This is a genomic window from Mesorhizobium sp. PUT5 (genome assembly GCF_052216645.1).
In the GTDB taxonomy this organism is placed as follows: domain Bacteria; phylum Pseudomonadota; class Alphaproteobacteria; order Rhizobiales; family Rhizobiaceae; genus Mesorhizobium.
On sequence record NZ_JBQOSO010000003.1, the window covers coordinates 1,867,588 to 1,892,804 of the forward strand.

34 protein-coding genes are annotated in these 25,217 nt (G+C 63.9%); 31 read left to right on the forward strand and 3 right to left on the reverse strand.

Annotated features, from left to right (window positions below; all coding sequences use genetic code 11):
* The first annotated feature begins 24 nt into the window (after window positions 1-24).
* Window positions 25-4,221 carry a DNA-directed RNA polymerase subunit beta' gene (gene rpoC, locus ACTDI4_RS10510; protein WP_442841088.1) on the forward strand — a complete coding sequence of 1,399 codons (4,197 nt, stop codon included), beginning with the start codon at window positions 25-27 and terminating at the stop codon, window positions 4,219-4,221.
* Window positions 4,222-4,303: 82 nt separating this feature from the next.
* Window positions 4,304-4,969, forward strand: coding sequence for an O-methyltransferase (locus ACTDI4_RS10515; RefSeq protein WP_442841089.1), 666 nt, complete (start codon window positions 4,304-4,306; stop codon window positions 4,967-4,969).
* A 21-nt stretch (window positions 4,970-4,990) separates the two neighbouring features.
* Here the strand turns inward: ACTDI4_RS10515 and ACTDI4_RS10520 are convergent, their stop codons facing one another.
* Genes ACTDI4_RS10520 through ACTDI4_RS10530 form a run of 3 tightly spaced genes read right to left on the reverse strand, consistent with a single transcriptional unit; the run spans window position 4,991 to window position 7,325 of the window.
* Window positions 4,991-5,923, reverse strand: a complete 933-nt coding sequence (locus ACTDI4_RS10520) for a Gfo/Idh/MocA family protein (protein WP_442841090.1) — start codon at window positions 5,921-5,923, stop codon at window positions 4,991-4,993.
* The gene (locus tag ACTDI4_RS10525) at window positions 5,920-7,029 is read right to left on the reverse strand and encodes a PLP-dependent cysteine synthase family protein (protein WP_442841091.1); all 1,110 of its coding nucleotides are present in this window, start codon (window positions 7,027-7,029) and stop codon (window positions 5,920-5,922) included. The genes ACTDI4_RS10520 and ACTDI4_RS10525 overlap by 4 nt, the downstream gene beginning before the upstream one ends.
* Before the next feature lie 11 nt (window positions 7,030-7,040).
* Window positions 7,041-7,325, reverse strand: a complete 285-nt coding sequence (locus tag ACTDI4_RS10530; RefSeq protein ID WP_442843329.1) for a transcriptional regulator — start codon at window positions 7,323-7,325, stop codon at window positions 7,041-7,043.
* A gap of 479 nt (window positions 7,326-7,804) precedes the next feature.
* Here ACTDI4_RS10530 and rpsL point away from each other — a divergent pair, with 479 nt between their 5' ends.
* The 29 genes from rpsL (at window position 7,805) to rpsK (ending at window position 25,213) form a co-directional block, all read left to right on the forward strand.
* Window positions 7,805-8,176 carry a 30S ribosomal protein S12 gene (gene rpsL, locus ACTDI4_RS10535; RefSeq protein WP_106775706.1) on the forward strand — a complete coding sequence of 124 codons (372 nt, stop codon included), beginning with the start codon at window positions 7,805-7,807 and terminating at the stop codon, window positions 8,174-8,176.
* Between the two features lie 62 nt (window positions 8,177-8,238).
* Entirely contained in the window at window positions 8,239-8,709 is a 471-nt protein-coding gene (gene rpsG, locus ACTDI4_RS10540) for a 30S ribosomal protein S7 (protein ID WP_442841092.1), read from the forward strand.
* Between the two features lie 30 nt (window positions 8,710-8,739).
* The gene (gene fusA, locus ACTDI4_RS10545; RefSeq protein ID WP_442841093.1) at window positions 8,740-10,830 is read left to right on the forward strand and encodes an elongation factor G; all 2,091 of its coding nucleotides are present in this window, start codon (window positions 8,740-8,742) and stop codon (window positions 10,828-10,830) included.
* Window positions 10,831-10,897: 67 nt separating this feature from the next.
* A complete protein-coding gene (tuf, locus tag ACTDI4_RS10550) occupies window positions 10,898-12,073 on the forward strand; it encodes an elongation factor Tu (protein WP_442841094.1) in 1,176 nt (391 codons plus the stop codon).
* Window positions 12,074-12,141: 68 nt separating this feature from the next.
* Window positions 12,142-12,450, forward strand: a complete 309-nt coding sequence (rpsJ, locus tag ACTDI4_RS10555) for a 30S ribosomal protein S10 (RefSeq protein ID WP_006205468.1) — start codon at window positions 12,142-12,144, stop codon at window positions 12,448-12,450.
* Between the two features lie 62 nt (window positions 12,451-12,512).
* A complete protein-coding gene (gene rplC / locus ACTDI4_RS10560) occupies window positions 12,513-13,229 on the forward strand; it encodes a 50S ribosomal protein L3 (protein WP_442841095.1) in 717 nt (238 codons plus the stop codon).
* Window positions 13,229-13,849: a 50S ribosomal protein L4 gene (rplD, locus tag ACTDI4_RS10565; protein WP_442841096.1), complete on the forward strand. Its 621-nt coding sequence runs from the start codon at window positions 13,229-13,231 to the stop codon at window positions 13,847-13,849. Before rplC ends, rplD begins: the two co-directional genes overlap by 1 nt.
* Window positions 13,846-14,139, forward strand: coding sequence for a 50S ribosomal protein L23 (locus ACTDI4_RS10570; protein ID WP_442841097.1), 294 nt, complete (start codon window positions 13,846-13,848; stop codon window positions 14,137-14,139). Before rplD ends, ACTDI4_RS10570 begins: the two co-directional genes overlap by 4 nt.
* Before the next feature lie 23 nt (window positions 14,140-14,162).
* Window positions 14,163-14,996 carry a 50S ribosomal protein L2 gene (rplB, locus tag ACTDI4_RS10575; RefSeq protein WP_442841098.1) on the forward strand — a complete coding sequence of 278 codons (834 nt, stop codon included), beginning with the start codon at window positions 14,163-14,165 and terminating at the stop codon, window positions 14,994-14,996.
* A gap of 15 nt (window positions 14,997-15,011) precedes the next feature.
* Window positions 15,012-15,290 (forward strand): 30S ribosomal protein S19, encoded by a 279-nt coding sequence (rpsS, locus tag ACTDI4_RS10580; RefSeq protein WP_035032279.1) that lies wholly within the window; start codon window positions 15,012-15,014, stop codon window positions 15,288-15,290.
* 2 nt (window positions 15,291-15,292) lie between these two features.
* The gene (rplV, locus tag ACTDI4_RS10585) at window positions 15,293-15,682 is read left to right on the forward strand and encodes a 50S ribosomal protein L22 (RefSeq protein WP_442841099.1); all 390 of its coding nucleotides are present in this window, start codon (window positions 15,293-15,295) and stop codon (window positions 15,680-15,682) included.
* Complete coding sequence (rpsC, locus tag ACTDI4_RS10590) at window positions 15,682-16,395, forward strand: 30S ribosomal protein S3 (protein ID WP_315919964.1); 714 nt, start codon at window positions 15,682-15,684, stop codon at window positions 16,393-16,395. The genes rplV and rpsC overlap by 1 nt, the downstream gene beginning before the upstream one ends.
* A gap of 27 nt (window positions 16,396-16,422) precedes the next feature.
* Window positions 16,423-16,836, forward strand: coding sequence for a 50S ribosomal protein L16 (rplP, locus tag ACTDI4_RS10595; RefSeq protein WP_442841100.1), 414 nt, complete (start codon window positions 16,423-16,425; stop codon window positions 16,834-16,836).
* 11 nt (window positions 16,837-16,847) lie between these two features.
* On the forward strand, window positions 16,848-17,048 hold the full coding sequence (gene rpmC / locus ACTDI4_RS10600) for a 50S ribosomal protein L29 (protein ID WP_442841101.1): 201 nt from the start codon (window positions 16,848-16,850) through the stop codon (window positions 17,046-17,048).
* 5 nt (window positions 17,049-17,053) lie between these two features.
* Entirely contained in the window at window positions 17,054-17,293 is a 240-nt protein-coding gene (gene rpsQ, locus ACTDI4_RS10605) for a 30S ribosomal protein S17 (protein ID WP_442841102.1), read from the forward strand.
* Window positions 17,294-17,362: 69 nt separating this feature from the next.
* Window positions 17,363-17,731 (forward strand): 50S ribosomal protein L14, encoded by a 369-nt coding sequence (rplN, locus tag ACTDI4_RS10610; protein WP_024924768.1) that lies wholly within the window; start codon window positions 17,363-17,365, stop codon window positions 17,729-17,731.
* A 12-nt stretch (window positions 17,732-17,743) separates the two neighbouring features.
* A complete protein-coding gene (rplX, locus tag ACTDI4_RS10615; protein ID WP_442841103.1) occupies window positions 17,744-18,058 on the forward strand; it encodes a 50S ribosomal protein L24 in 315 nt (104 codons plus the stop codon).
* Window positions 18,051-18,623 carry a 50S ribosomal protein L5 gene (gene rplE / locus ACTDI4_RS10620; protein WP_442841104.1) on the forward strand — a complete coding sequence of 191 codons (573 nt, stop codon included), beginning with the start codon at window positions 18,051-18,053 and terminating at the stop codon, window positions 18,621-18,623. The genes rplX and rplE overlap by 8 nt, the downstream gene beginning before the upstream one ends.
* A gap of 27 nt (window positions 18,624-18,650) precedes the next feature.
* On the forward strand, window positions 18,651-18,956 hold the full coding sequence (gene rpsN, locus ACTDI4_RS10625) for a 30S ribosomal protein S14 (protein WP_442841105.1): 306 nt from the start codon (window positions 18,651-18,653) through the stop codon (window positions 18,954-18,956).
* A gap of 12 nt (window positions 18,957-18,968) precedes the next feature.
* Window positions 18,969-19,367 (forward strand): 30S ribosomal protein S8, encoded by a 399-nt coding sequence (gene rpsH, locus ACTDI4_RS10630; RefSeq protein WP_442841106.1) that lies wholly within the window; start codon window positions 18,969-18,971, stop codon window positions 19,365-19,367.
* A 107-nt stretch (window positions 19,368-19,474) separates the two neighbouring features.
* The gene (gene rplF / locus ACTDI4_RS10635; protein ID WP_442841107.1) at window positions 19,475-20,008 is read left to right on the forward strand and encodes a 50S ribosomal protein L6; all 534 of its coding nucleotides are present in this window, start codon (window positions 19,475-19,477) and stop codon (window positions 20,006-20,008) included.
* A 189-nt stretch (window positions 20,009-20,197) separates the two neighbouring features.
* On the forward strand, window positions 20,198-20,557 hold the full coding sequence (gene rplR / locus ACTDI4_RS10640) for a 50S ribosomal protein L18 (protein WP_442841108.1): 360 nt from the start codon (window positions 20,198-20,200) through the stop codon (window positions 20,555-20,557).
* 117 nt (window positions 20,558-20,674) lie between these two features.
* Window positions 20,675-21,244 carry a 30S ribosomal protein S5 gene (gene rpsE / locus ACTDI4_RS10645; protein ID WP_442841109.1) on the forward strand — a complete coding sequence of 190 codons (570 nt, stop codon included), beginning with the start codon at window positions 20,675-20,677 and terminating at the stop codon, window positions 21,242-21,244.
* Window positions 21,245-21,269: 25 nt separating this feature from the next.
* Entirely contained in the window at window positions 21,270-21,467 is a 198-nt protein-coding gene (rpmD, locus tag ACTDI4_RS10650) for a 50S ribosomal protein L30 (RefSeq protein WP_442841110.1), read from the forward strand.
* Between the two features lie 22 nt (window positions 21,468-21,489).
* Window positions 21,490-21,963: a 50S ribosomal protein L15 gene (rplO, locus tag ACTDI4_RS10655; RefSeq protein ID WP_442841111.1), complete on the forward strand. Its 474-nt coding sequence runs from the start codon at window positions 21,490-21,492 to the stop codon at window positions 21,961-21,963.
* A gap of 223 nt (window positions 21,964-22,186) precedes the next feature.
* On the forward strand, window positions 22,187-23,527 hold the full coding sequence (secY, locus tag ACTDI4_RS10660) for a preprotein translocase subunit SecY (RefSeq protein ID WP_442841112.1): 1,341 nt from the start codon (window positions 22,187-22,189) through the stop codon (window positions 23,525-23,527).
* Window positions 23,524-24,120: an adenylate kinase gene (locus ACTDI4_RS10665; protein WP_442841113.1), complete on the forward strand. Its 597-nt coding sequence runs from the start codon at window positions 23,524-23,526 to the stop codon at window positions 24,118-24,120. The genes secY and ACTDI4_RS10665 overlap by 4 nt, the downstream gene beginning before the upstream one ends.
* 205 nt (window positions 24,121-24,325) lie before the next feature.
* Complete coding sequence (gene rpsM, locus ACTDI4_RS10670) at window positions 24,326-24,694, forward strand: 30S ribosomal protein S13 (RefSeq protein ID WP_354195970.1); 369 nt, start codon at window positions 24,326-24,328, stop codon at window positions 24,692-24,694.
* Window positions 24,695-24,823: 129 nt separating this feature from the next.
* Window positions 24,824-25,213, forward strand: coding sequence for a 30S ribosomal protein S11 (gene rpsK, locus ACTDI4_RS10675; protein WP_442841114.1), 390 nt, complete (start codon window positions 24,824-24,826; stop codon window positions 25,211-25,213).
* Window positions 25,214-25,217: the final 4 nt, after the last annotated feature.

A 25,217-nucleotide genomic window follows, 5' to 3' on the forward strand; every position in this document is an offset into this window, starting at 1 on the left:
GAGGACCCCGAAAAGGAGAATGGCATGAACCAAGAGGTCATGAATCTCTTCAATCCGCAGGCGCCGGCGCAGGTGTTCGATTCCATCCGCATCTCGCTCGCCAGCCCGGAAAAGATCCTGTCCTGGTCGTTCGGCGAGATCAAGAAGCCGGAGACCATCAACTATCGCACGTTCAAGCCCGAGCGTGACGGCCTGTTCTGCGCGCGCATCTTCGGTCCGATCAAGGACTACGAATGCCTGTGCGGCAAGTACAAGCGCATGAAGTACAAGGGCGTCATCTGCGAGAAGTGCGGCGTGGAGGTCACGCTGAGCCGCGTGCGCCGCGAGCGCATGGGCCACATCGAGCTGGCCGCCCCGGTCGCCCATATCTGGTTCCTGAAGTCGCTGCCGAGCCGCATCGGCACGCTGCTCGACATGACGCTGAAGGACATCGAGCGCGTCCTCTATTTCGAAAACTACATCGTGACCGAGCCCGGCCTCACCGCGCTGAAGGAGCATCAGCTCCTGAGCGAGGAAGAGTACATGATGGCCGTGGACGAGTACGGCGAGGATTCGTTCACCGCCATGATCGGCGCCGAGGCCATCCACGACCTGCTGGCGTCGATGGACCTTGAGAAGATCGCGGGCGAACTGCGCACCGAGCTTGCCTCCACGACCTCCGAGTTGAAGCAGAAGAAGTATCTGAAGCGGCTCAAGGTGGTCGAGAACTTCATGGAATCCGGCAACCGCCCGGAATGGATGATCATGAAGGTCGTCCCGGTCATTCCGCCGGACCTGCGTCCGCTGGTGCCGCTGGACGGCGGCCGTTTCGCGACATCCGACCTGAACGACCTCTACCGCCGCGTCATCAACCGCAACAACCGCCTGAAGCGCCTGATCGAGCTTCGCGCGCCCGGCATCATCGTGCGCAACGAAAAGCGCATGCTGCAGGAAGCGGTGGACGCGCTGTTCGACAACGGCCGCCGCGGCCGCGTCATCACCGGCGCCAACAAGCGCCCGCTGAAGTCGCTGTCCGACATGCTCAAGGGCAAGCAGGGCCGTTTCCGCCAGAACCTGCTCGGCAAGCGCGTGGACTATTCGGGCCGCTCCGTCATCGTGACGGGTCCGGAGCTGAAGCTGCACCAGTGCGGCCTGCCGAAGAAGATGGCGCTGGAGCTGTTCAAGCCCTTCATCTATGCCCGTCTTGACGCCAAGGGCTATTCGTCCACCGTCAAGCAGGCCAAGAAGCTGGTCGAGAAGGAGCGCCCTGAGGTCTGGGACATCCTGGACGAGGTGATCCGCGAGCATCCGGTGCTGCTCAACCGCGCGCCGACGCTGCACCGCCTCGGCATCCAGGCGTTCGAGCCGACCCTGATCGAAGGCAAGGCCATCCAGCTCCATCCGCTGGTCTGCACGGCCTTCAACGCCGACTTCGACGGCGACCAGATGGCGGTGCACGTGCCGCTGTCGCTGGAAGCGCAGCTCGAAGCGCGCGTGCTGATGATGTCGACCAACAACATCCTGCACCCGGCTTCCGGCGCGCCGATCATTGTGCCGTCGCAGGACATGGTTCTGGGCCTCTACTACCTGTCGATCGTCAACCAGAACGAGCCGGGCGAGGGCATGGCCTTCGCCGACATGGGCGAGCTGCAGCACGCGCTGGAAACCAAGGCCGTCACCCTGCACGCCAAGATCAAGGGCCGCTACAAGGGCGTCGATGCCGAAGGCAACGAGGTCTCGAAGATCTACGAGACGACGCCCGGCCGCATGATCATCGGCGAGCTGCTGCCGAAGAACGTCAATGTGCCGTTCGACACCGCCAACCAGGAGATGACCAAGAAGAACATCTCCAAGATGATCGACACCGTCTACCGCCACTGCGGCCAGAAGGAGACGGTCATCTTCTGCGACCGTATCATGGCGCTGGGCTTTGCCCATGCCTGCCGTGCCGGCATCTCGTTCGGCAAGGACGACATGGTCATTCCGGACACCAAGGCCAAGCTGGTTGCCGAGACCGAGGCGCTCGCCAAGGAATACGAGCAGCAGTACAATGACGGCCTGATCACCCAGGGCGAGAAGTATAACAAGGTGGTCGACGCCTGGGCCAAGTGCTCGGAGAAGGTCGCCGACGAGATGATGGGCCGCATCAAGGCGGTCGAGTTCGACGACAACGGCCGCCAGCGGCCGATGAACTCGATCTATATGATGTCGCACTCCGGAGCGCGCGGCTCGCCGACGCAGATGCGCCAGCTTGCCGGCATGCGCGGCCTGATGGCCAAGCCGTCGGGTGAGATCATCGAGACGCCGATCATCTCCAACTTCAAGGAAGGCCTCACCGTGCTCGAGTACTTCAACTCGACCCACGGCGCCCGCAAGGGCCTGGCCGACACCGCCTTGAAGACGGCGAACTCGGGTTACCTGACCCGCCGCCTGGTCGACGTGGCGCAGGACTGCATCGTCACCACGATCGACTGCGGCACCGAGAAGGGCCTCACCATGCAGCCGATCGTCGATGCCGGCCAGGTGGTCGCTTCGCTCGGCCAGCGCGTCCTCGGTCGCACGGCTCTCGACGACATCAATCATCCGGTCTCGGGTGACCTGATCGTCAAGGCGGGCAAGCTGATGGACGAACGCGACGTGGAGCAGATCGAGAAGGCCGGCATCCAGACCGTGCGTATCCGTTCGGCGCTGACCTGCGAGGTCCGCACCGGCGTCTGCGCCGTCTGCTACGGCCGCGACCTGGCCCGCGGTACGCCGGTCAACATCGGCGAGGCCGTCGGCGTCATCGCCGCGCAGTCGATCGGCGAGCCGGGCACCCAGCTCACCATGCGCACCTTCCACATGGGCGGCACCGCGCAGGTGGTGGACTCGTCCTTCCTCGAAGCGTCGTATGAAGGCACGGTCAAGGTCCGCAACCGCAACGTGGTTCGCAATTCCGACGGTCACCTCGTGGTGATGGGCCGCAACATGGCGATCCTGATCCTCGACGAGGCCGGCAAGGAGCGCGCCACGCACCGCGTCACCTACGGCAGCCGCATCTATGTGGACGAGGGCGACAAGGTGAAGCGCGGCCAGCGTATCGCCGAGTGGGACCCCTACACCCGTCCGATCCTCACCGAAGTCGAGGGCCGGGTCGAGTTCGAGGACCTTGTCGACGGCATCTCCGTGCAGGAGACGGCCGATGAATCCACCGGCATCACCAAGCGCGAGGTCATCGACTGGCGCTCCACGCCGCGTGGCTCGGACCTCAAGCCGGCCATGGTGGTGCAGGACGCCAAGGGCAAGGTGGCCAAGCTGTCGAAGGGCGGCGACGCCCGCTTCCTGCTCTCGGTCGAGGCCATCCTGTCGGTCGAGCCGGGCGCCCATGTGAAGCCGGGCGACGTGCTGGCGCGTATCCCCATGGAAAGCGCCAAGACCAAGGACATCACCGGCGGTCTGCCGCGTGTTGCGGAACTGTTCGAGGCGAGACGCCCGAAGGACCACGCCATCATCGCCGAGATCGACGGCACGGTGCGCTTCGGACGCGACTATAAGAACAAGCGCCGCATCATCATCGAGCCGCATGACTCGACGCTGGAGCCGGTGGAGTACCTGATCCCGAAGGGCAAGCCGTTCCATCTTCAGGACGGCGACGTCATCGAGAAGGGCGACTACATCCTCGACGGCAATCCCGCGCCGCACGACATCCTGGCGATCAAGGGCGTGGAAGCCCTGGCTTCCTATCTCGTCAACGAGATCCAGGAGGTCTACCGGCTGCAGGGCGTGTCGATCAACGACAAGCACATCGAGGTGATCGTGCGCCAGATGCTGCAGAAGGTGGAGATCACCGAGCAGGGCGACTCGACCTACATCCCGGGCGACCATGTCGACGTGATCGAACTGGACGAGGTCAACGACCGGCTGATCGAGGAAGGCAAGAAGCCTGCCGCCGGCCAGCCCGTGCTGCTCGGCATCACCAAGGCTTCGCTGCAGACGCCGTCCTTCATCTCGGCCGCCTCCTTCCAGGAGACGACCCGCGTGCTGACGGAAGCTGCGGTCGCCGGCAAGACCGACATGCTGCAGGGCCTGAAGGAAAACGTCATCGTCGGCCGCCTGATCCCGGCCGGCACCGGCGGCCAGATGAGCCAGATCCGCCGCATCGCGACGCATCGCGACGAGCTGATCCTCGACGAGCGCCGCAAGGCCTCGGGCGCGGAAGTGGCCGAGCCGATGCTGACGGACATGGTCACCGCGGCGCAGTAGAGGCGGCGCAGGACCGAAGACTTGAAAAGGGGCCCGGCGTGGCCCCTTTTTATTTGTCCGGAGCTTACGAGAGGACCTTGGAATGAGCAGGAAAAGCTGGAGTGCCGTGGACGACTATATCGTTGGTTCGCTGTTCGAGCCTGACGCCGCGCTGGATGCCGCGCTCGCTGCCAACCGCAGGGAAGGCCTGCCGGAGATCGACGTTTCGGCGGCGCAGGGTAAGCTGCTTCATCTTCTCGCCCGCATCGGCGGCGCGAAGACGGTGCTGGAGATCGGCACGCTCGGCGGCTATTCGACCATCTGGCTGGCGCGGGCGGTTTCCGCGGGCGGCAAGGTGGTGACGCTGGAGCTGGAGCCGCGCCACGCCGCGGTCGCCCGCTCCAACATCGAGCGGGCAGGGCTCGGCGAGCGCGTCGATCTGCGCGTCGGGCCGGCGCTCGCGTCGCTTTCGGCACTGCAGGCCGAAGGGGCGGGGCCGTTCGACTTCATCTTCATCGACGCGGACAAGCCGAACAACCCGAACTATCTGGAATGGGCGATGAAGCTCTCTCGCCCGGGCACCGTCATCGTCTGCGACAACGTCATCCGCGACGGCGCCGTGCTGGACACCGACGGAAGGGATGCCAACGTCGAGGGCGCGCGGGCGGCATTCTCCTTCATCGGCAAGGACGAACGCCTGGACGGAACGGCGATCCAGACGGTGGGCGCCAAGGGATATGACGGTTTCGCGATCGCCGTCGTGAAGTAGAGAGCGGCTCGGCGTCCGGCGTCAGTCGAAGAAGGGCGCCACCACGTTGCGCTTGCCCAGCATGAACGCGTCGGCGACATGTTGCAGCGGCGCCAGGTCGACGTCTGAGCGGCCAGAGCGCACCAGTTCGGCAAAACGCCGGTAGAGCGCCGGATATTCGGCCTCCTGTCCTTCCTGCACCACCTTGCCGTCTATCGCGAGACGGGCGCCGCCGCCGGAAAGCAGCATCGAGCCCTTGTCGGTTTCGGCGGTGATGTCCCAGCTCTGCGGTCCGGTCTGGAGCCAGTCCAGTTCCATAGCCACGCGGAGCCCGGTCGCCGCACGGAAGACGACATGCGCCGCCACCGGCGCGTCGCGGTTTTCGGGGAAGTCTAGATCGGCCGAGACGATGTGCATCGCCGGCAGGATATGCGTTGCGATCGAAAGGGCGTTGATGCCGGGATCGAAGACGCCGAAGCCGCCCGGCGTCCAGATCCATTCCTGGTTCGGATGCCAGCGGCGCACATCCTCTTTCCAGGTGATCGCCGCCGCCCTGACATGGGCGGAGGCCAGGAAATCGCGGGCCGCTTCGACCGCCGGCGCGTAACGCGAGTGCCAGCTCGCGAACAGCGAGACGCCTTTGTCCCGCGCCGACGCCTTCAGGTGTTCCACCTCGCTGACGGTGGCGCCCGGCGGCTTCTCAAGGAAGACGTGCTTGCCGGCAGCCAGGGCCGTATGCGCCGCCTCGTAGCGGAATTGCGGCGGCATGCACAGCGACACGGCCTCGATTTCCGGCACCGCCTCCAGCATTGCTTCGATGGAAGGGAAATTGGAAATGCCGTCCACCTTGCCGTGGCGGCTGGTCGCAGCGACCAGCCGGTAGTCGGGGTCTGCGACAAGTGCGGGCAGGTGCTGGTCGCGCACGATCTTGCCCACGCCGACGATCCCGATCCTGATGGGGTTCGCATGGATCATCCCAGGCTCTCCTCGAAGTCCATTTCCAACTTTCCGCCGCCCTGCAGGAACGCTTCGATCTTCGGTTCGAACGGCGACGGATCGAGCCCGTTCGCCTCCAGCCAGTCGTCGGAATAATAGGTGTCGGCGTAACGTTCGCCGGAATCGCAGATCAGCGTCACCAGAGAGCCTGCCTCGCCGGCGGCGGCCATGCGCGCGGCATGGAAGCACATGGCGGCGAAATTGGTGCCGGTCGAGCCGCCGACCCGGCGGCCGAGCCGGCGCGAAAGCACCCGCATGGCGGCCAGCGAGACGGCGTCGGGGACGCGCAGCATGTGGTCGATGACGCCAGGCACGAAGGAGGGCTCGACCCGTGGCCGGCCGATGCCCTCGATGCGGGACGGTTCCTGGCACAGGCAGGCTGCGTTTCGCGTGGCGAAGCCGTCGAAGAAGGCCGAGCGCTCGACGTCGGCGACGCACAATCGGGAGTCATGGCGCTTGTAGCGGATATAGCGGCCGATGGTCGCCGTCGTGCCGCCGGTGCCGGCGCTCATCACCACCCAGGCCGGAACCGGATGACGTTCCTCGGCCATCTGCTGGAAGATGGATTCGGCGATGTTGTTGTTGCCGCGCCAGTCGGTGGCGCGCTCGGCATGGGTGAACTGGTCCATGAAATGGCCGCCCAGCCGCGCCGCCAGCTCCGCCGACTCGGAATAGATGCGCCGGCCGTCGTCGATGAAATGGCAGCGGCCCCCATAATGCTCGATGGCCGCGATCTTCTCGGGCGAGGTCGAGCGCGGCATGACCGCGTAGAAGGGCACGCCGATCATGCGCGCGAAATAGGCTTCCGATACCGCGGTGGAGCCGGAGGAGGCTTCCACCACGGCCGTGCCCTCGCGGATGTGGCCGTTGCACAGCGCATACAGGAAGAGAGAGCGTGCCAGCCGATGCTTGAGGCTGCCGGTGGGGTGGGTGGATTCGTCCTTCAGATAGAGATCGATGCCGGAAAGCGCGGGGACGTCGAGCTTCCACAGATGCGTGTCGGCGGACCGGTGCTGGTCGGCTTCAATCGCGGCCACCGCACCGTGAACCCAGTCGCGCACGTTCGTCGGCTTGGTTCGGGTCATGACGCGATCTCTCAGGAAGGCTCATCGAAGGTTACGATCGACACCTCGCCCTCCAGCGCTCCCTGCCAGGCCGACAGATGCGGCTCCTCGTCGGGCGCGCCGTCCATTTCGCCGATCTGGTCGAGCTCGGCTTCGGCGTAGCCTTCGGCGGCGAGCGACTCGAGCGCGCGCCGCACCGCCGAATCGTCGTCGGGGGCCACCAGCATCACATGCACGCCCTCGGCTTTTCCGCCCTTGCGCCGCCAGACCCGGCCGGTGATGATGATGACGGGACGCACTCCGTCATTGTCGTTCATAGCTTCGTTCACGGCTTGATTCCTCCGGGCGAGGGGACCATATTCATCCAACCCGTCTTTTGGCACGAACGGAAGCGGCGCGACAGTCGAAAGCGGGACAGTTTGTTCCGTCCGGGTGCTGCAGCGCGAAACAATATTGCAATGCGTTTCATACATGTCTGCCATTCCGGCATCGCAGCGCAATATTTAAGGGCGCGGGCTTGACGGTTTAGGCCGTTGCAGGTAGAAGCCGCGACGTCTGAGCCGATGTGAGGCTGGCTTTTCCGAAGCGACGCGCTTTGGAGTTTGCCTCAAACAGGGTTCGTTTTACGAGCGAAAAGACATTTCCGGCTTGCATGAAGCGGCTTCCGCTTCCTCTGCCAATTGTTCGGGCAAGACCGCGAGTGTGCGGTTCGGGGCCCGAATTTGCGTATGGAAATGCCGCTTGCAGGCTGCCCGTAACGGGCTCGAGACGCGAAATTGAGAGACAAGAGGGTTTAATGCCTACCGTCAACCAGCTGATCCGCAAGCCGCGCCAGGCGCCGGCGACGCGCAACAAGGTCCCGGCCATGCAGCAGAACCCGCAGAAGCGGGGCGTTTGCACGCGCGTCTACACCACGACGCCGAAGAAGCCGAACTCCGCGCTGCGCAAGGTTGCGAAGATCCGCCTCACCAACGGGTTCGAGGTGATCGGCTACATCCCGGGCGAGGGGCATAACCTCCAGGAGCACTCCGTGGTCATGATCCGCGGCGGCCGCGTCAAGGACCTTCCTGGCGTGCGCTATCACATCATTCGTGGCGTGCTCGACACCCAGGGTGTGAAAAACCGCAAGCAGCGCCGCTCCAAGTACGGTGCAAAGCGTCCGAAGTAAGGATTTTCCGGCTTCGGCGCTTTTTGTTTTAGCGCCATGCCGAGACTAGAGAGACAAGAGCCATGTCCCGTCGTCACAGTGCAGACAAGCGCGAGATCAACCCCGATCCCAAGTTCGGCGATCTCGTCATCACCAAGTTCATGAACGCCGTCATGTACGACGGCAAGAAGTCGATCGCCGAGACCATCGTCTACGGTGCGCTCGATCAGGTGCAGGCCAAGACCAAGCAGGAGCCGGTCGCTGTCTTCCATCAGGCGCTCGACAATGTCGCTCCGCATGTGGAAGTGCGTTCGCGCCGCGTCGGCGGTGCGACCTACCAGGTTCCGGTGGACGTGCGTCCGGAGCGCCGTCAGGCCCTGGCCATCCGCTGGCTGATCACGGCTGCCCGCAATCGCAACGAGACCACCATGGTCGATCGTCTTTCCGGCGAGCTGATGGACGCGGCCAACAACCGTGGCACCGCTGTGAAGAAACGCGAAGACACCCACAAGATGGCGGAAGCCAACCGCGCCTTTGCGCACTACCGCTGGTAAGCGCGAAAGAAGACTGAAGAGGCACCTCCCATGGCCCGTGAATATCCCCTCCACGACTACCGTAACTTCGGCATCATGGCTCACATCGATGCCGGCAAGACGACGACGACCGAGCGTATCCTTTATTACACGGGCAAGAACCACAAGATGGGCGAGACGCACGACGGCGCCTCGACCATGGACTGGATGGAGCAGGAGCAGGAGCGCGGCATCACCATCACGTCCGCTGCGACGACCACGTCCTGGAAGGGTCGCGACGGCAAGAACCGCCGTTTCAACATCATCGACACCCCCGGCCACGTCAACTTCACGATCGAGGTGGAGCGTTCGCTGCGCGTGCTCGACGGCGCCATCACGCTGCTGGATTCCAACGCCGGCGTCGAGCCGCAGACGGAGACCGTGTGGCGTCAGGCCGAGAAGTATCATGTTCCGCGCATGATCTTCTGCAACAAGATGGACAAGATCGGGGCCGATTTCTACCGCTGCCTCGACATGATCAAGTCGCGCCTCGGCGCCGTGCCGCTCGCCCTGCAGCTGCCGATCGGCGCTGAGAGCGATTTCAAGGGCGTCATCGATCTGATCGAGATGAAGGCGCTGGTCTGGCACGAGGAGCATCTCGGCGCCGACTGGGACGTGATCGACATTCCCGCCGACCTGCAGGCCAAGGCCGAGGAATATCGCGAGAAGATGATCGAGACCGCCGTCGAGATGGACGACGATGCGATGAACGCCTATCTCGAAGGCACCATGCCCTCGAACGATGAGCTGCGCGCGCTGATCCGCAAGGGCACCATCGACGTCAAGTTCCATCCCGTGTTCTGCGGCACCGCCTTCAAGAACAAGGGCGTGCAGCCGCTGCTCGACGCCGTCATCGACTTCCTGCCGGCGCCGGACGAGATTCCCGCCATCAAGGGTGTGGATCCCAAGACCCAGGAAGAGCTGGTCCGTCATTCCAGCGACGACGAGCCGCTTTCGCTGCTGGCGTTCAAGATCATGAACGACCCCTTCGTCGGCTCGCTCACCTTTGCCCGCATCTACTCCGGCAAGCTCACCAAGGGCATGTCGGTTGAAAACACGGTGAAGGGCAAAAAGGAGCGCGTCGGCCGCATGCTGCAGATGCACTCCAATTCCCGCGCCGACATCGAGGAAGCCTTCGCCGGCGACATCGTGGCGCTGGCCGGCCTCAAGGAGACGACCACCGGCGACACGCTGTGCGACCCGCTGAAGCCCGTCATCCTGGAGCGCATGGAGTTCCCCGAGCCGGTCATCCAGATCGCCATCGAGCCCAAGACCAAGGGCGACCAGGAAAAGATGGGCCTTGCCCTGCATCGCCTTGCGGCGGAGGATCCGTCCTTCCGCGTCAAGACCGACGAGGAAAGCGGCCAGACGATCATCGCCGGCATGGGCGAGCTGCATCTCGACATCATCGTCGACCGCATGAAGCGCGAATTCAAGGTCGAGGCCAATGTCGGCGCGCCGCAGGTGGCCTATCGCGAGACGATCACCCGCGCCCACGAGCAGGATTACACGCACAAGAAGCAGACCGGCGGTACCGGCCAGTTCGCCCGCGTCAAGGTGGTGTTCGAGCCGAACACCGAGGGCGAGGAGTACGTGTTCGAGTCCAAGATCGTCGGCGGTGCGGTTCCGAAGGAATACATCCCCGGCGTCCAGAAGGGCATCGAGAGCGTCCTGTCTTCCGGTCCGTTCGCGGGCTTCCCGATGATCGGCGTCAAGGCCACCCTCATCGACGGTGCCTTCCACGACGTCAACTCCTCGGTGCTGGCGTTCGAAATCGCGGCGCGGGCCTGCTTCCGCGAAGCGGCTCCCAAGCTCGGCGTGCAGCTGCTCGAGCCCGTCATGAAGGTCGAGGTGGTGACGCCGGAAGACTATGTCGGCAACGTGATCGGCGACCTGAATTCGCGTCGCGGCCAGATCCAGGGCCAGGAGAGCCGCGGCATCGCCGTGGTGGTCAACGCCATGGTGCCGCTGGCCAACATGTTCAAGTACGTCGACAGCCTGCGTTCCATGTCCCAGGGCCGTGCGCAGTACACGATGCAGTTCGACCATTATGAGCCGGTGCCGACCGCCGTCGCTCAGGAAGTTCAGAAGAAATACGCTTAAATCCCGCAGGGTTGCGACAGTAACTTGGTTCAATGCCCGAACGGGCTAGCAGGAATGGAGACCTCACATGGCAAAAGGTAAATTCGAGCGCACGAAGCCTCATGTGAACATTGGCACGATTGGTCACGTTGACCATGGCAAGACGTCGTTGACGGCAGCGATCACGAAGTTCTTCGGCGACTTCCGGGCGTATGACCAGATCGACAACGCGCCTGAGGAGAAGGCGCGCGGCATCACGATCTCGACGTCGCATGTGGAGTATGAGACGGCGAACCGTCACTATGCGCATGTCGACTGCCCCGGCCACGCCGACTATGTGAAGAACATGATCACGGGTGCTGCGCAGATGGACGGCGCGATCCTGGTCGTGTCGGCGGCGGACGGGCCGATGCCGCAGACGCGCGAGCACATTCTTCTGGCGCGCCAGGTCGGCGTTCCGGCGATCGTGGTGTTTTTGAACAAGTGCGACCAGGTCGACGATCCGGAGCTTCTGGAGCTGGTGGAGCTTGAGGTTCGCGAGCTTCTGTCGAAGTACGAGTTCCCGGGCGACGACATTCCGATCGTCAAGGGCTCGGCGCTGGCGGCGCTGGAGGATTCGTCGAAGGAGCTCGGCGAGGATGCGGTGCGCAAGCTGATGGCCGAGGTCAACGCCTACATCCCGACGCCGGAGCGTCCGGTCGACAAGCCGTTCCTGATGCCGATCGAGGACGTGTTCTCGATCTCGGGCCGCGGCACGGTGGTGACGGGTCGCGTCGAGCGCGGCATCGTCAAGGTCGGCGAGGAGCTCGAGATCGTGGGCATCCGTCCGACGTCGAAGACGACGTGCACGGGCGTTGAGATGTTCCGCAAGCTGCTGGACCAGGGCCAGGCGGGCGACAACATCGGCGCGCTGCTGCGCGGCGTCAACCGTGAGGGCGTCGAGCGCGGTCAGGTTCTGGCCAAGCCGGGCACGGTGAAGCCGCACAAGAAGTTCAAGGCCGAGGCCTACATCCTGACGAAGGAGGAGGGCGGACGCCACACGCCGTTCTTCACCAACTACCGTCCGCAGTTCTACTTCCGCACGACGGACGTGACCGGCATCGTGACGCTGCCGGCGGGCACGGAGATGGTGATGCCCGGCGACAACGTGACGGTTGACGTGGAGCTGATCGTGCCGATCGCCATGGAGGAGCGCCTGCGCTTCGCCATCCGCGAAGGCGGCCGCACCGTCGGCGCCGGCATCGTGGCCAGCATCATCGAGTAATAAGAAGAACAACAGATCTGTCGCGGGCGGGGTAACGCCCGCGCCGCGCCAGAACAAGGAATGACGAGATGAACGGTCAGAATATCCGCATCCGCCTTAAAGCGTTCGACCATCGCGTGCTCGACGCCTCCACGCGGGAAATCGTGTCGACGGCCAAGCGCACCGGCGCCAATGTCCGCGGCCCCATTCCGCTGCCGACGCGGATCGAGAAGTTCACGGTCAACCGCTCGCCGCATGTCGACAAGAAGAGCCGCGAGCAGTTCGAGATGCGCACGCACAAGCGTCTCCTCGACATCGTGGACCCGACCCCGCAGACGGTCGACGCTCTGATGAAGCTCGATCTGGCCGCAGGCGTGGACGTCGAAATCAAGCTCTGAGAGCTGGCACATGAGCCGGCCGGGCGTGAGCCTGAATGGCTCCTCTGAAGGAAAATGAACCGATGCGTTCAGGTGTAATTGCACAGAAGGTGGGAATGACCCGCATCTACAACGATGCCGGCGAGCACGTTCCCGTCACCGTTCTCCGCATGGAGAACTGCCAGGTCGTGGCCCAGCGCACGCAGGAGAAGAACGGCTATACCGCCGTCCAGCTCGGCGTCGGGCTTGCCAAGGTCAAGAACACGTCGAAGGCCATGCGTGGCCATTTCGCCACCGCTTCGGTCGAGCCGAAGTCCAAGCTGGCCGAGTTCCGCGTCTCGGCCGACAACATGCTGGACGTCGGCGCCGAGATCACCGTCGAACACTTCGTTCCCGGCCAGAAGGTTGACGTGACCGGCACTTCGACCGGCAAGGGCTTCCAGGGCGTCATGAAGCGCCACAATTTCGGCGGCGGCCGCGCCACCCACGGCAACTCGCTGTCGCACCGCGTACACGGCTCGACCGGCCAGCGCCAGGACCCCGGCAAGGTGTTCAAGGGCAAGAAGATGGCCGGCCACATGGGCGACGTGCGCGTCACCACCCAGAACGTGGAAGTCGTCTCCACCGACGCCGACCGCGGCCTGATCCTGATCAAGGGCGCCGTCCCGGGCACCAAGGGCGCCTGGATACTGGTGCGCGACGCCGTGAAGTCGGCGCTGCCGGACAACGCGCCGAAGCCGGCCGCGATCCGTGCCGCTTCCGCCAAGAACGAGGCCTCGGCCAACGAGGGAGCTGAATAATGGACCTCAAGATCACCACGCTCGCCGGCAAGGACGCCGGCAAGGTGACGCTGCCGGAGGCGATTTTCGGCCTCGACCCGCGCGAGGACATCCTCCAGCGCGTCGTGCGCTGGCAGCTCGCCAAGAAGCAGCAGGGCACCCATCAGGCCAAGGGCCGGGCCGACATCGCCCGCACCGGCGCCAAGATGTACAAGCAGAAGGGCACGGGCCGCGCCCGTCACTCGTCTGCGCGTGCACCGCAGTTCCGCGGCGGCGGCAAGGCCCACGGCCCGGTTTCGCGCAGCCATGAGTTCGACCTGCCCAAGAAGGTGCGGGCTCTCGGCCTGAAGCATGCGCTTTCGGCCAAGGCCAAGGCGTCGAACCTGATCGTCGTCGACGAACTCAAGCTCGACGACGCCAAGACCAAGGCGCTGGCGGCCAATCTGGTCTCGCTCGGCCTGACCAACGCGCTCGTCATCGGCGGCGCCGAGATCGACCAGGGGTTCAAGAAGGCGGCTGCCAACATCCCCAACATCGACGTGCTGCCGATCCAGGGCATCAACGTCTACGACATCCTGCGCCGCGGCACGCTGGTCCTTTCCAAGGCGGCGATCGAGGCCCTCGAGGAGCGCTTCAAATGACCGACCTTCGTCATTACGACGTGATCGTGAGCCCCGCGATCACCGAAAAGTCGACCATGGCTTCCGAGCACAACCAGGTCATCTTCAACGTGGCCAAGAAGGCTTCGAAGCCGGAAATCAAGGCAGCCGTCGAGGCGCTGTTCGGCGTCAAGGTCACGGCGGTCAACACCCTTGTCCGCAAGGGCAAGGTCAAGCGCTTCCGCGGCACGATCGGCCGTCAGGGCGACGTCAAGAAGGCTGTCGTGACGCTGGCCGACGGCCAGTCGATCGACGTCGCGACCGGTCTCTGAGCTAGGGCGGCGAGGACAAGAAAATGGCTTTGAAACACTATAATCCGATCACGCCGAGCACGCGTCAGCTGGTCATCGTCAACCGCTCGGGCCTTTACAAGGGCAAGCCCGTCAAGGGCCTGACCGAGGGCCTGACGAAGTCGGGCGGCCGCAACAACTACGGCCGCGTCACTGCCCGCTTCATCGGTGGCGGCCACAAGCGTACCTATCGCATCATCGACTTCAAGCGCCGCAAGCTTGACGTCGTGGGCACGGTGGAGCGTCTGGAATACGACCCGAACCGCACCGCGTTCATCGCGCTGGTCAAGTATGAGGACGGCGAGCTGTCCTACATCCTGGCTCCGCAGCGCCTGGCGGCCGGCGACAAGGTCGTGGCCGGCGAGGCCGTCAACGTGAAGCCGGGCAACGCCATGCCGCTTTCGGCCATGCCGGTGGGCACGATCGTCCACAACATCGAGCTGAAGCCCGGCAAGGGCGGCCAGGTGGCCCGTTCGGCAGGCGCCTACGCGCAGCTCGTCGGGCGCGACCAGGGCATGGCGATCCTGCGTCTCAACTCGGGCGAGCAGCGCATCGTCCATGGCTCCTGCTTCGCCACCGTCGGCGCCGTGTCGAACCCCGACCACGGCAACATCAACGACGGCAAGGCCGGCCGTACGCGCTGGCGCGGCAAGCGTCCGCACAACCGCGGCGTGACCATGAACCCGGTCGACCACCCGCACGGCGGCGGCGAAGGCCGCACTTCGGGCGGCCGTCACCCGGTTACCCCCTGGGGCAAGCCGACCAAGGGCAAGAAGACGCGGTCCAACAAGGCGACCGACAAGTTCATCGTGCGCTCGCGTCATCAGCGCAAGAGCTAAGAAGAGGTAGCCCCAGTGACTCGTTCTGTTTGGAAAGGCCCCTTCATCGACGGCTACCTTCTGAAGAAGGCAGACAAGGTTCGGGAAGGCGGTCGCAATGAGGTGATCAAGATGTGGAGCCGTCGCTCCACCATCCTGCCGCAGTTCGTCGGCCTCACCTTCGGTGTCTACAACGGCCAGAAGCACGTCCCCGTTTCCGTGAACGAGGACATGGTCGGCCACAAGTTCGGTGAGTTTGCGCCCACCCGTACCTATTACGGCCACGGCGCGGACAAGAAGGCGAAGAGGAAGTAACGATGGGCAAGGCCAAAGCTCCGCGCAGGCTTGCTGACAACGAGGCGCGCGCCGTTCTGCGCACGATCCGCGTCAGCCCGCAGAAGCTGAACCTGGTTGCTGCGCTCATCCGCGGCAAGAAGGTCGCCACTGCGTTGAACGACCTGGAATTCTCGCGCAAGCGCATTTCCGGCACGGTGAAGAAGACGCTGGAATCGGCGATCGCCAACGCGGAAAACAATCACGACCTCGACGTCGACGCCCTGGTCGTCGCTGAGGCCTATGTCGGCAAGTCGATCGTCATGAAGCGTTTCCACGCTCGTGGCCGCGGCCGCGCCAGCCGCGTCGAGAAGCCGTTTTCACACCTCACGATCGTCGTTCGTGAAGTGGAAGAGAAAGGGGAGGCCGCATAATGGGCCAGAAAATCAATCCGATCGGTCTCCGCCTCGGCATCAACCGCACCTGGGATTCGCGCTGGTACGCAAACACCGGCGAGTACGGCAAGCTGCTGCACGAGGATCTCAAGATCCGCGAGTATCTTGAGAAGGAACTGAAGCAGGCCGCGATCTCCAAGGTCGTCATCGAGCGCCCGCACAAGAAGTGCCGCGTGACCATCCACGCCGCGCGCCCGGGCCTCATCATCGGCAAGAAGGGCGCCGACATCGAGAAGCTGCGCCGCAAGCTGACCGAGATGACCAAGTCGGAGACGCACCTCAACATCGTCGAGGTGCGCAAGCCCGAGACCGACGCCACGCTGATCGCGCAGTCGATCGCCCAGCAGTTGGAACGCCGCATCGCGTTTCGCCGGGCGATGAAGCGGGCCGTGCAGTCGGCCATGCGGCTCGGCGCCGAAGGCATCCGCATCAACTGCTCCGGCCGTCTCGGCGGCGCCGAGATCGCGCGCATGGAGTGGTATCGCGAGGGCCGCGTGCCGCTGCACACCCTGCGCGCCGACGTCGACTACGGCACTGCCGAGGCGCACACCGCCTATGGCATCTGCGGCGTCAAGGTGTGGGTGTTCAAGGGCGAGATCCTCGAGCACGATCCGATGGCTTCGGAGCGCCGCGCCACCGAAGGCGATCACGCAGGCGAGCGCAGCGGCGGCCGCCGTCGCGAGAACGCCTGACGCATTTGAGAATTTGGAGCAAGTAAGATGCTGCAGCCAAAGCGCACAAAGTTCCGCAAGCAGTTCAAGGGCCGTATCCACGGTGCTGCCAAGGGCGGTACCAACCTGGACTTCGGCGGTTTCGGACTGAAGGCGCTGGAGCCGAACCGCGTTACCGCGCGCGAGATCGAGGCGGCTCGCCGCGCGATCACTCGTGAGATGAAGCGTGCCGGCCGTGTCTGGATCCGGGTGTTCCCGGATCTGCCCGTCACCAGCAAGCCCACCGAAGTCCGCATGGGCAAGGGCAAGGGCGCCGTGGACTACTGGGCCTGCCGTGTGAAGCCCGGACGCATCATGTTCGAGATTGACGGCGTGCCGGAAGAGGTGGCCCGCGAGGCGCTGCGCCTGGGCGCGGCCAAGCTCTCGGTCAGGACGCGCTTCGTGCAGCGCATCGCGGAATAAGGAAGCTCAAGATGAAAGCCGAAGAACTCCGCGCCAAGACGCAGGATCAGCTCGCCGACGACCTGGCCTCCCTCAAGAAGGAGCAGTTCAACCTGCGCTTCCAGAAGGCGACGGGCCAGCTCGAGAAGACCGCCCGCGTGAGGCAGGTCCGCAAGGACATCGCCCGCATCAAGACCATCGCCGCCGAGAAGTCGGCGGCCAAGAAGGGTTAAGGACCATGCCGAAGCGCATATTGCAGGGCACTGTCGTCAGCGACAAGAACGAGAAGACGGTCGTCGTCAAGGTCGAGCGCCGCTTCATGCATCCGATGATGAAGAAGGTCGTGCGCATGTCGAAGAAGTACAAGGCGCACGACGAGAACAACGCCCACAAGGTCGGCGACACCGTGCTGATCCAGGAATCGAAGCCGATCTCCAAGGACAAGCGCTGGGTCGTGGTGACGTCCGAGCAGGCGTAAGACGAATTTTGGACAGACCGGGGAGGGGCTCAGCGCCCGTCCCGATAGAAAAGAAGAAGGCGGCCAGTCATGATTCAGATGCAAACAAACCTCGACGTGGCGGATAATTCCGGCGCCCGTCGTGTCATGTGCATCAAGGTGCTGGGCGGCTCGAAGCGGAAGTACGCCTCCGTCGGCGACATCATCGTGGTGTCGATCAAGGAAGCCATTCCGCGCGGCCGCGTGAAGAAGGGTGACGTGATGAAGGCGGTCGTGGTGCGCACGGCCAAGGACATCCGCCGCCCCGACGGCAGCGTGATCCGGTTCGACAAGAACGCGGCCGTTCTCGTCGACAACAAGAAAGAGCCGGTGGGCACGCGTATCTTCGGACCGGTTCCGCGCGAGTTGCGCGCCAAGAACCACATGAAGATCATCTCCCTCGCGCCCGAAGTGCTGTAAGGAGCCGCAACAATGCAGAAGATCCGTAAAGGCGACAAGGTCGTCGTGCTTTCGGGCAAGGACAAGGGCCGCTCCGGCGAAGTCCTGTCCGTGCAGCCGAAGGACGACACGGCCATCGTGCGCGGCATCAACATCGTCATCCGCCATCAGCGCCAGACCCAGGCGCAAGAGGGCGGCTTGATCAGGAAGGAAGCGCCGATCCATCTCTCGAACCTGGCGGTTGCCGATCCCAAGGACGGCAAGCCGACCCGCGTCGGCTTCAAGTTCGAGAAGGACGGCAAGAAGGTGCGCTTTGCCAAGCGCTCGGGAGAAACGATCAATGGCTAAGGCAGCACAGGCGGAAGCCAAGAACATGCCGCGCCTGAAGAAGGTCTACAACCAGACCATCAAGCAGGCGCTGCGCGAGCAGTTCAAGTACGACAACGAGATGCAGGTTCCGCGCATCGACAAGATCGTGCTGAACATGGGCGTCGGCGAAGCGACGGGCGATTCCAAGAAGCCGTCCGTGGCGGCCGAGGACCTTGCACTGATCACCGGCCAGAAGGCCGTCGTCACCCGCGCGCGCAAGTCGATCGCCGGCTTCAAGGTGCGCGAGCAGATGCCGATCGGCGCCAAGGTGACGCTGCGCCAGGAGCGCATGTACGAATTCCTGGACCGCCTGGTCAACATCGCGCTGCCGCGCGTTCGCGACTTCCGCGGCCTGAACCCGAAGAGCTTCGACGGCCGTGGCAACTACGCCATGGGCATCAAGGAGCACATCGTGTTCCCGGAGATCAACTACGACAAGGTCGATCAGATCTGGGGCATGGACATCATCGTTTGTACGACTGCGAAGACGGACGACGAGGCCAGGGCGTTGCTCAAGGCCTTCAACTTCCCCTTCCGCCAGTAACGGCAGCGAGAAAAGGAAGAATCTGAAATGGCAAAGACCAGCTCCGTCGAGAAGAACAACCGGCGCCGCAAGCTCGTCCAGCAGTACGCCGCCAAGCGCAAGGCGCTGAAGGACATCGTCATGGACCAGTCCATCCCGATGGAAGAGCGTTTCCGCGCCCAGCTCAAGCTGTCGGCGATGCCGCGCAACTCGGCCAAGATCCGTATCCGTAACCGCTGCGAAGTCACCGGCCGTCCGCGGGCTTTCTATCGCAAGCTGCAGCTTTCGCGTGTCGCGCTGCGTGATCTGGGCAATACCGGCCAGATCCCGGGCCTGGTCAAGTCGAGCTGGTAAGGAGGACATAAGATGTCACTGAGCGATCCTCTCGGCGATATGCTGACCCGTATCCGCAACGCCTATGGCCGCAAGAAGTCGACCGTGTCGACGCCGGCCTCGCGTCTGCGCGCCCGCGTCCTCGACGTGCTCAAGGCCGAAGGCTATATCCGCGACTACAGCCAGACCGATTTCGGCAACGGCAAGTCGGAACTGGAGATCGAGCTGAAATATTTCGACGGTGCGCCGGTCGTGCGGGAAATCTCCCGCGTTTCCAAGCCGGGCCGCCGCGTCTATGTTTCGGCCAGGTCGATCCCGCAGGTGGCCAATGGCCTCGGCATCGCCATCCTTTCGACGCCGAAGGGCGTGATGGCCGATCACGAGGCCCGCGAGCAGAATGTCGGCGGCGAAATCCTCTGCCAGATATTCTGAGGGTGAATGGTCAATGGTGAATAGTGAATGGTGACGCGGCGGCCCTTTGCGCCATTCACCATTTTTCCATTCACCATTCATAGCTGCTAAGGAAAGAGGGACAAGAAATGTCTCGTATTGGAAAGAAACCGCTTTCGGTGCCGCAAGGCGTGACCGCGACCGTTACCGGCCAGACCGTGACGGCCAAGGGGCCGAAGGGCGAACTGAAGTTCGTCGTCAACGACGAGGTGCTGGTCAAGCTGGAGAACGGCGAGATCAGCGTCGAGCCGCGCGACCAGTCCAAGGATGCCCGCTCGAAGTGGGGCATGTCCCGCTCGCAGATCGAGAACATCCTGGTCGGCGTGAAGGACGGCTTCGAGCGCAAGCTCGAGATCCAGGGCGTCGGCTACCGTGCCGCCATGCAGGGCAAGAACCTGCAGCTGTCTCTTGGCTTCAGCCACGAGGTGGTCTACGAGGCTCCCGAAGGCGTCACCCTTGCCTGCCCGAAGCCGACCGAGATCAGCGTCACCGGCATCGACAAGCAGAAGGTCGGCCAGGTTGCCGCCGAGATCCGCGAATATCGCCAGCCCGAGCCGTATAAGGGCAAGGGCGTGCGCTATTTCGGCGAGAAGGTCTTCCGCAAGGAAGGCAAGAAGAAGTAGTCGAGCAAATGGTGAATGGTGAATGGTGAAGTGGTAGACGACAGGGTGCGGGCTGTATCGCAGCCTTTCCCGTTTGCCATTTTTCCATTCACCATTCACCGATAGCAACGCCACGGGAAGGGGCCGCGGGAGACGATACGCTCTACCGCACATGGCAGCTCCCGTTTTACAAGGCAGGAAAGAACCATCATGGCTTCGAAGGAATCCACCCAGCGCCGTTCGGCGCGCGTCCGCCGGCAGATCAAGGCGGTTGCCAACGGCCGCCCGCGCCTTAGCGTGCATCGCAGCTCCAAGCACATCTACGTGCAGGTGATCGACGATGCCCAGGGCCGCACGCTCGCGGCCGCTTCGACGCTGGAGAAGGAACTGAAGGGCTCGCTCAAGACCGGCGCGGACGCTGCGGCAGCCGCGGCGGTCGGCAAGCTGGTTGCCGAGCGCGCGCTGAAGGCGGGCGTCAAGGAAGTGGTGTTCGACCGCGGGCCCTACATCTATCATGGCCGCGTCAAGGCGCTGGCCGAAGCCGCGCGCGAGGGCGGCCTGAGCTTCTGATCGTTACCCGGCCGGCCGGGCCGCATCGGAACGAATTTGACTTTCACCGCCGGCATCCCGTAAGGGGTGCCGGCATTTCAGCAAACCGTGCTTCCGGAAAAGAACAAGGAACAGGATATGGCACAGGAACGTAGGGACGGCGGCCGCGATCGCGGTCGTGACCGCGAGGAGCGCGACGACGGCATCGTCGACAAGCTCGTTCACATCAATCGCGTCGCCAAGGTGGTCAAGGGTGGCCGTCGCTTCGGCTTCGCCGCGCTCGTCGTCGTCGGCGACCAGAAGGGCCGCGTCGGCTTCGGCCACGGCAAGGCGCGCGAAGTGCCTGAGGCGATCCGAAAGGCCACCGAATCGGCCAAGCGCGAGATGATCTTCGTGCCGCTGCGTTCGGGCCGCACGCTGCATCACGACGTCGAGGGACGCTGGGGTGCGGGCAAGGTGCTGCTGCGTGCCGCTAAGCCGGGTACCGGCATCATCGCCGGCGGCCCGATGCGCGCCGTTTTCGAGACGCTGGGCATGCACGACGTGGTCGCCAAGTCGATGGGCACGTCGAACCCCTACAACATGGTTCGCGCCACCTTCGACGCGCTCAAGAACCAGATGCACCCCAAGGACGTCGCTGCTGCGCGCGGCATCAAGTACTCGACCCTTCAGGCTCGCCGCGGCACCGCCGTTGCGGCCGACGAATAGTCGGTAGGGACCAGGGATCTGAACCATGGCCAAGAAAGCAACCAAGACCATCACCGTCGAGCAGATCGGCTCCCCGATCCGCCGGCCGAAGGAGCAGCGCGCCACGCTGGTCGGCCTCGGCCTCAACAAGATGCACAAGCAGCGCACCCTGGAGGATACGCCCTCCGTGCGCGGCATGATCGCCGCCGTCTCCCACCTCGTCCGCGTCGTGGACGAGAAGTGAGCAGGGGCTGAGGAGATTTCAGATGAAACTCAACGAACTGCGTGACAACGAGGGCGCCACCAAGGCCCGCAAGCGTGTCGGCCGTGGTATCGGCTCGGGCCTCGGCAAGACCGGCGGCCGCGGCGTCAAGGGCCAGAAGTCCCGCTCGGGCGTGGCGATCAACGGTTTCGAGGGCGGCCAGATGCCGCTCTACCGCCGCCTGCCGAAGCGTGGCTTCAACAACATCTTCGCGAAGGAGTTCGTGACGGTGTCGCTGGCCCGCATCCAGACCGCGATCGACGCCAAGAAGCTGGACGCCGCCGAGACGGTGAACGCCGAGGCGCTGGTCAAGGCCGGCGTGGTGCGCCGCGCCAAGGACGGCGTGCGCATCCTTTCCGACGGCGAACTGAAGGCCAAGGTCGCCTTCGACGTCGCCGGCGCCTCCAAGGCCGCGATCGAGAAGATCGAGAAGGCCGGCGGCTCGGTGAAGCTGCCGGAAAAGGCCGCGGCCGAGTAAATGCCTTTCGCGAGCGGCCGCGTCATCGCGGCCGCTTGCATCTTGGCCTTGCCGGGACTATTTCCGGGTCTCGGTGATAGGCGCTGCCCGAAGCGGGCTTCCTGCGTTATCCGGCGGCGGCCCGAAGAATGCGAAGCGGTCTTCGGGAATCATCCGACGCTAGAACAAGGACAGGGCAGGGCGGCCTTCATGCTGACGTCGCTGCCCCGGCGGAGATTAATTGATGGCTTCGGCTGCAGAACAACTTGCTTCCAATCTCAACTTCGCCGCCTTCGCCAAGGCCGAGGATCTGAAGAAGCGCATCTGGTTCACCATCGGCGCGCTGCTGGTCTATCGTCTCGGCACTTACATTCCGCTTCCCGGCATCAATCCCGATGCCTTCGCCCAGGCCTTCAACTCGCAGAGCAAGGGCGTGCTGGGCATGTTCAACATGTTCGCCGGCGGCGCCGTTCAGCGCATGGCGATCTTCGCGCTGGGCATCATGCCCTACATATCCGCCTCCATCATCATGCAGCTCATGACGTCGGTCATCCCGTCGCTCGAAGCGCTGAAGAAGGAAGGCGAGCAGGGGCGCAAGATCATCAACCAGTACACCCGCTACGGGACGGTGCTCCTGGCGCTGGTTCAGGCCTACGGCATTTCGATCGGGCTTGAAGGCGGCAACGGCATCGTCACCAATCCCGGGCTGTTCTTCCAGCTTTCGACGGTCATCACGCTGGTCGGCGGCACCATGTTCCTGATGTGGCTGGGCGAGCAGATCACCGCGCGCGGCATCGGCAACGGCATCTCGCTCATCATCTTCGCCGGCATTGTCGCCGGCCTGCCGCACGCCATTTCCGGCACGCTGGAACTGGGCCGAACCGGCGCGCTGTCCACCGGGGTGATCCTGGCCATCATCGTGCTGGCCATCGTGGTCATCGCGCTGATCGTGTTCTTCGAGCGCGCGCAGCGCCGGCTGCTGATCCAGTATCCGAAGCGCCAGGTCGGCAACCGCATGTTCCAGGGCGATACCTCGCACCTGCCGCTGAAGCTGAACACCTCGGGCGTCATCCCGCCGATCTTCGCTTCGTCGCTGCTGCTGCTGCCGGCCACGGTGGCCGGTTTCTCCAACACCACCAATCTGCCGGCCTGGATGAACACCGTTCTGGCCTCGCTCGGCCACGGCCAGCCGCTCTACATGGTGTTCTACGCGGCGATGATCGTCTTCTTCACCTTCTTCTACACGGCCATCGTCTTCAATCCGAAGGACACGGCAGACCAGTTGAAGAAGCATTCCGGCTTCATTCCCGGCTATCGCCCCGGCGAGCGCACGGCCGATTATATCGACTATGTGCTGACCCGCATCACCGTTGTCGGCGCCATCTATCTGGTCGCCGTATGTCTGTTGCCGGAATTTCTCATCACCGCCACTGGCGTGCCGTTCTACCTTGGTGGCACTTCGCTTCTGATCGTCGTCAGTGTTACGCTCGATACCGTGGCGCAGATTCAGGGACACCTGATCGCACACCAGTATGAAGGTCTGATCAAGAAGTCGAAGCTGCGCGGGGGCAAGAGAGGCAGATGAGATTGATATTGCTGGGACCGCCGGGGGCGGGCAAGGGCACCCAGGCGCAGCGCCTGGTTGAGCGGCACGGCATCCCGCAGCTTTCCACCGGCGACATGCTGCGTGCAGCGGTCAAGGCCGGAACGGACGTCGGCAAGCGGGCCAAGGCGGTTATGGATGCCGGCCAACTCGTCTCCGACGAGATCGTCAACCAGATCGTCGCCGAGCGCGTCGACGAAGCCGATGCGAAGAACGGGTTTATTCTGGACGGCTATCCGCGCACCGTTCCGCAGGCCGAGGCACTGAATCGCATCCTTGCCGAGAAAGGGCGCGGGCTCGATGCCGTCATCGAACTGAAGGTGGACGAGACGGCGCTGGTCAAGCGCATGGAAAAGCGCGTCGCCGAGACGATCGCGGCGGGCGGTACCGTGCGGGCCGACGACAACCCCGAATCGTTCAAGAAGCGGCTGGTCGAATATCGCGAGAAGACCGCGCCGTTGTCGGCCTATTATGCCCGCACCGGCGAACTCCGTACGGTGGACGGCATGGCCGATATAGACGACGTCACCCGGCAGATCGAGAACGCGGTTGCGGCCGCGACCGCTGGCGCGTGAGCGATTGGACTTGACGAGGCCGGGCTGCTGGAGTATGGCGGCCCGTCTTCCTATCAGCATAGGCTTGTCCTGTCCGAGCGGGCGGGGCGATCATATTGAACCGAAGACCCCCGCAAGGGCCGGCCTCCACCGGACGCGGGTCAACGCAAAGCGCCGGCATGGTGCCCTTTAGGGGCAGCCGGCCCAAATGGAGAAAGAGAAGAAAATGGCTCGTATAGCCGGCGTCAACATCCCGACCAACAAGCGCGTCGTCATCGCGCTTCAGTACATTCACGGCATCGGCAAGAAGTTCGCCCAGGAGATCATCGACAAGGTCGGTATCCCGGCCGAGCGCCGCGTCAACCAGCTCACCGACGCCGAGGTGCTTGCGATCCGCGAGGCCATCGACCGCGACTACCAGGTCGAGGGCGACCTGCGCCGCGAAGTGTCGATGAACATCAAGCGGCTGATGGACCTCGGCTGCTACCGCGGCCTGCGTCACCGCCGCTCGCTGCCGGTGCGCGGCCAGCGCACGCACACCAATGCGCGCACCCGCAAGGGTCCGGCCAAGGCGATTGCAGGCAAGAAGAAATAATCTGGCGAATGGTGAAATAGTGAATGGTGAATGGCGGTTTTGACCATTTACCATTTTCCCATTCACCATTCACCGTCTGGTGTAGCCGCTGGAATTACGGCGGCGTAGAGATCAATCGAAAGGAAAATCATGGCCAAGGAAGCCACCCGCGTTCGCCGCCGCGAGCGCAAGAACATTTCTTCGGGCATCGCCCACGTGAATTCCACCTTCAACAACACCATGATCACCATCTCCGACGCGCAGGGCAATGCGATCGCCTGGTCGTCGGCGGGTGCTCAAGGCTTCAAGGGCTCGCGCAAGTCCACCCCGTTCGCGGCCCAGATGGCCGCCGAGGATGCCGCCAAGAAGGCGCAGGAGCATGGCATGCGTACCCTTGAGGTCGAGGTCTGCGGTCCTGGCTCGGGTCGTGAGTCGGCTCTGCGCGCGCTTCAGGCCGCCGGCTTCACCATCACTTCGATCCGCGACGTCACGCCGATCCCGCACAATGGCTGCCGCCCGCGCAAGAAGCGCCGCGTCTGACAAA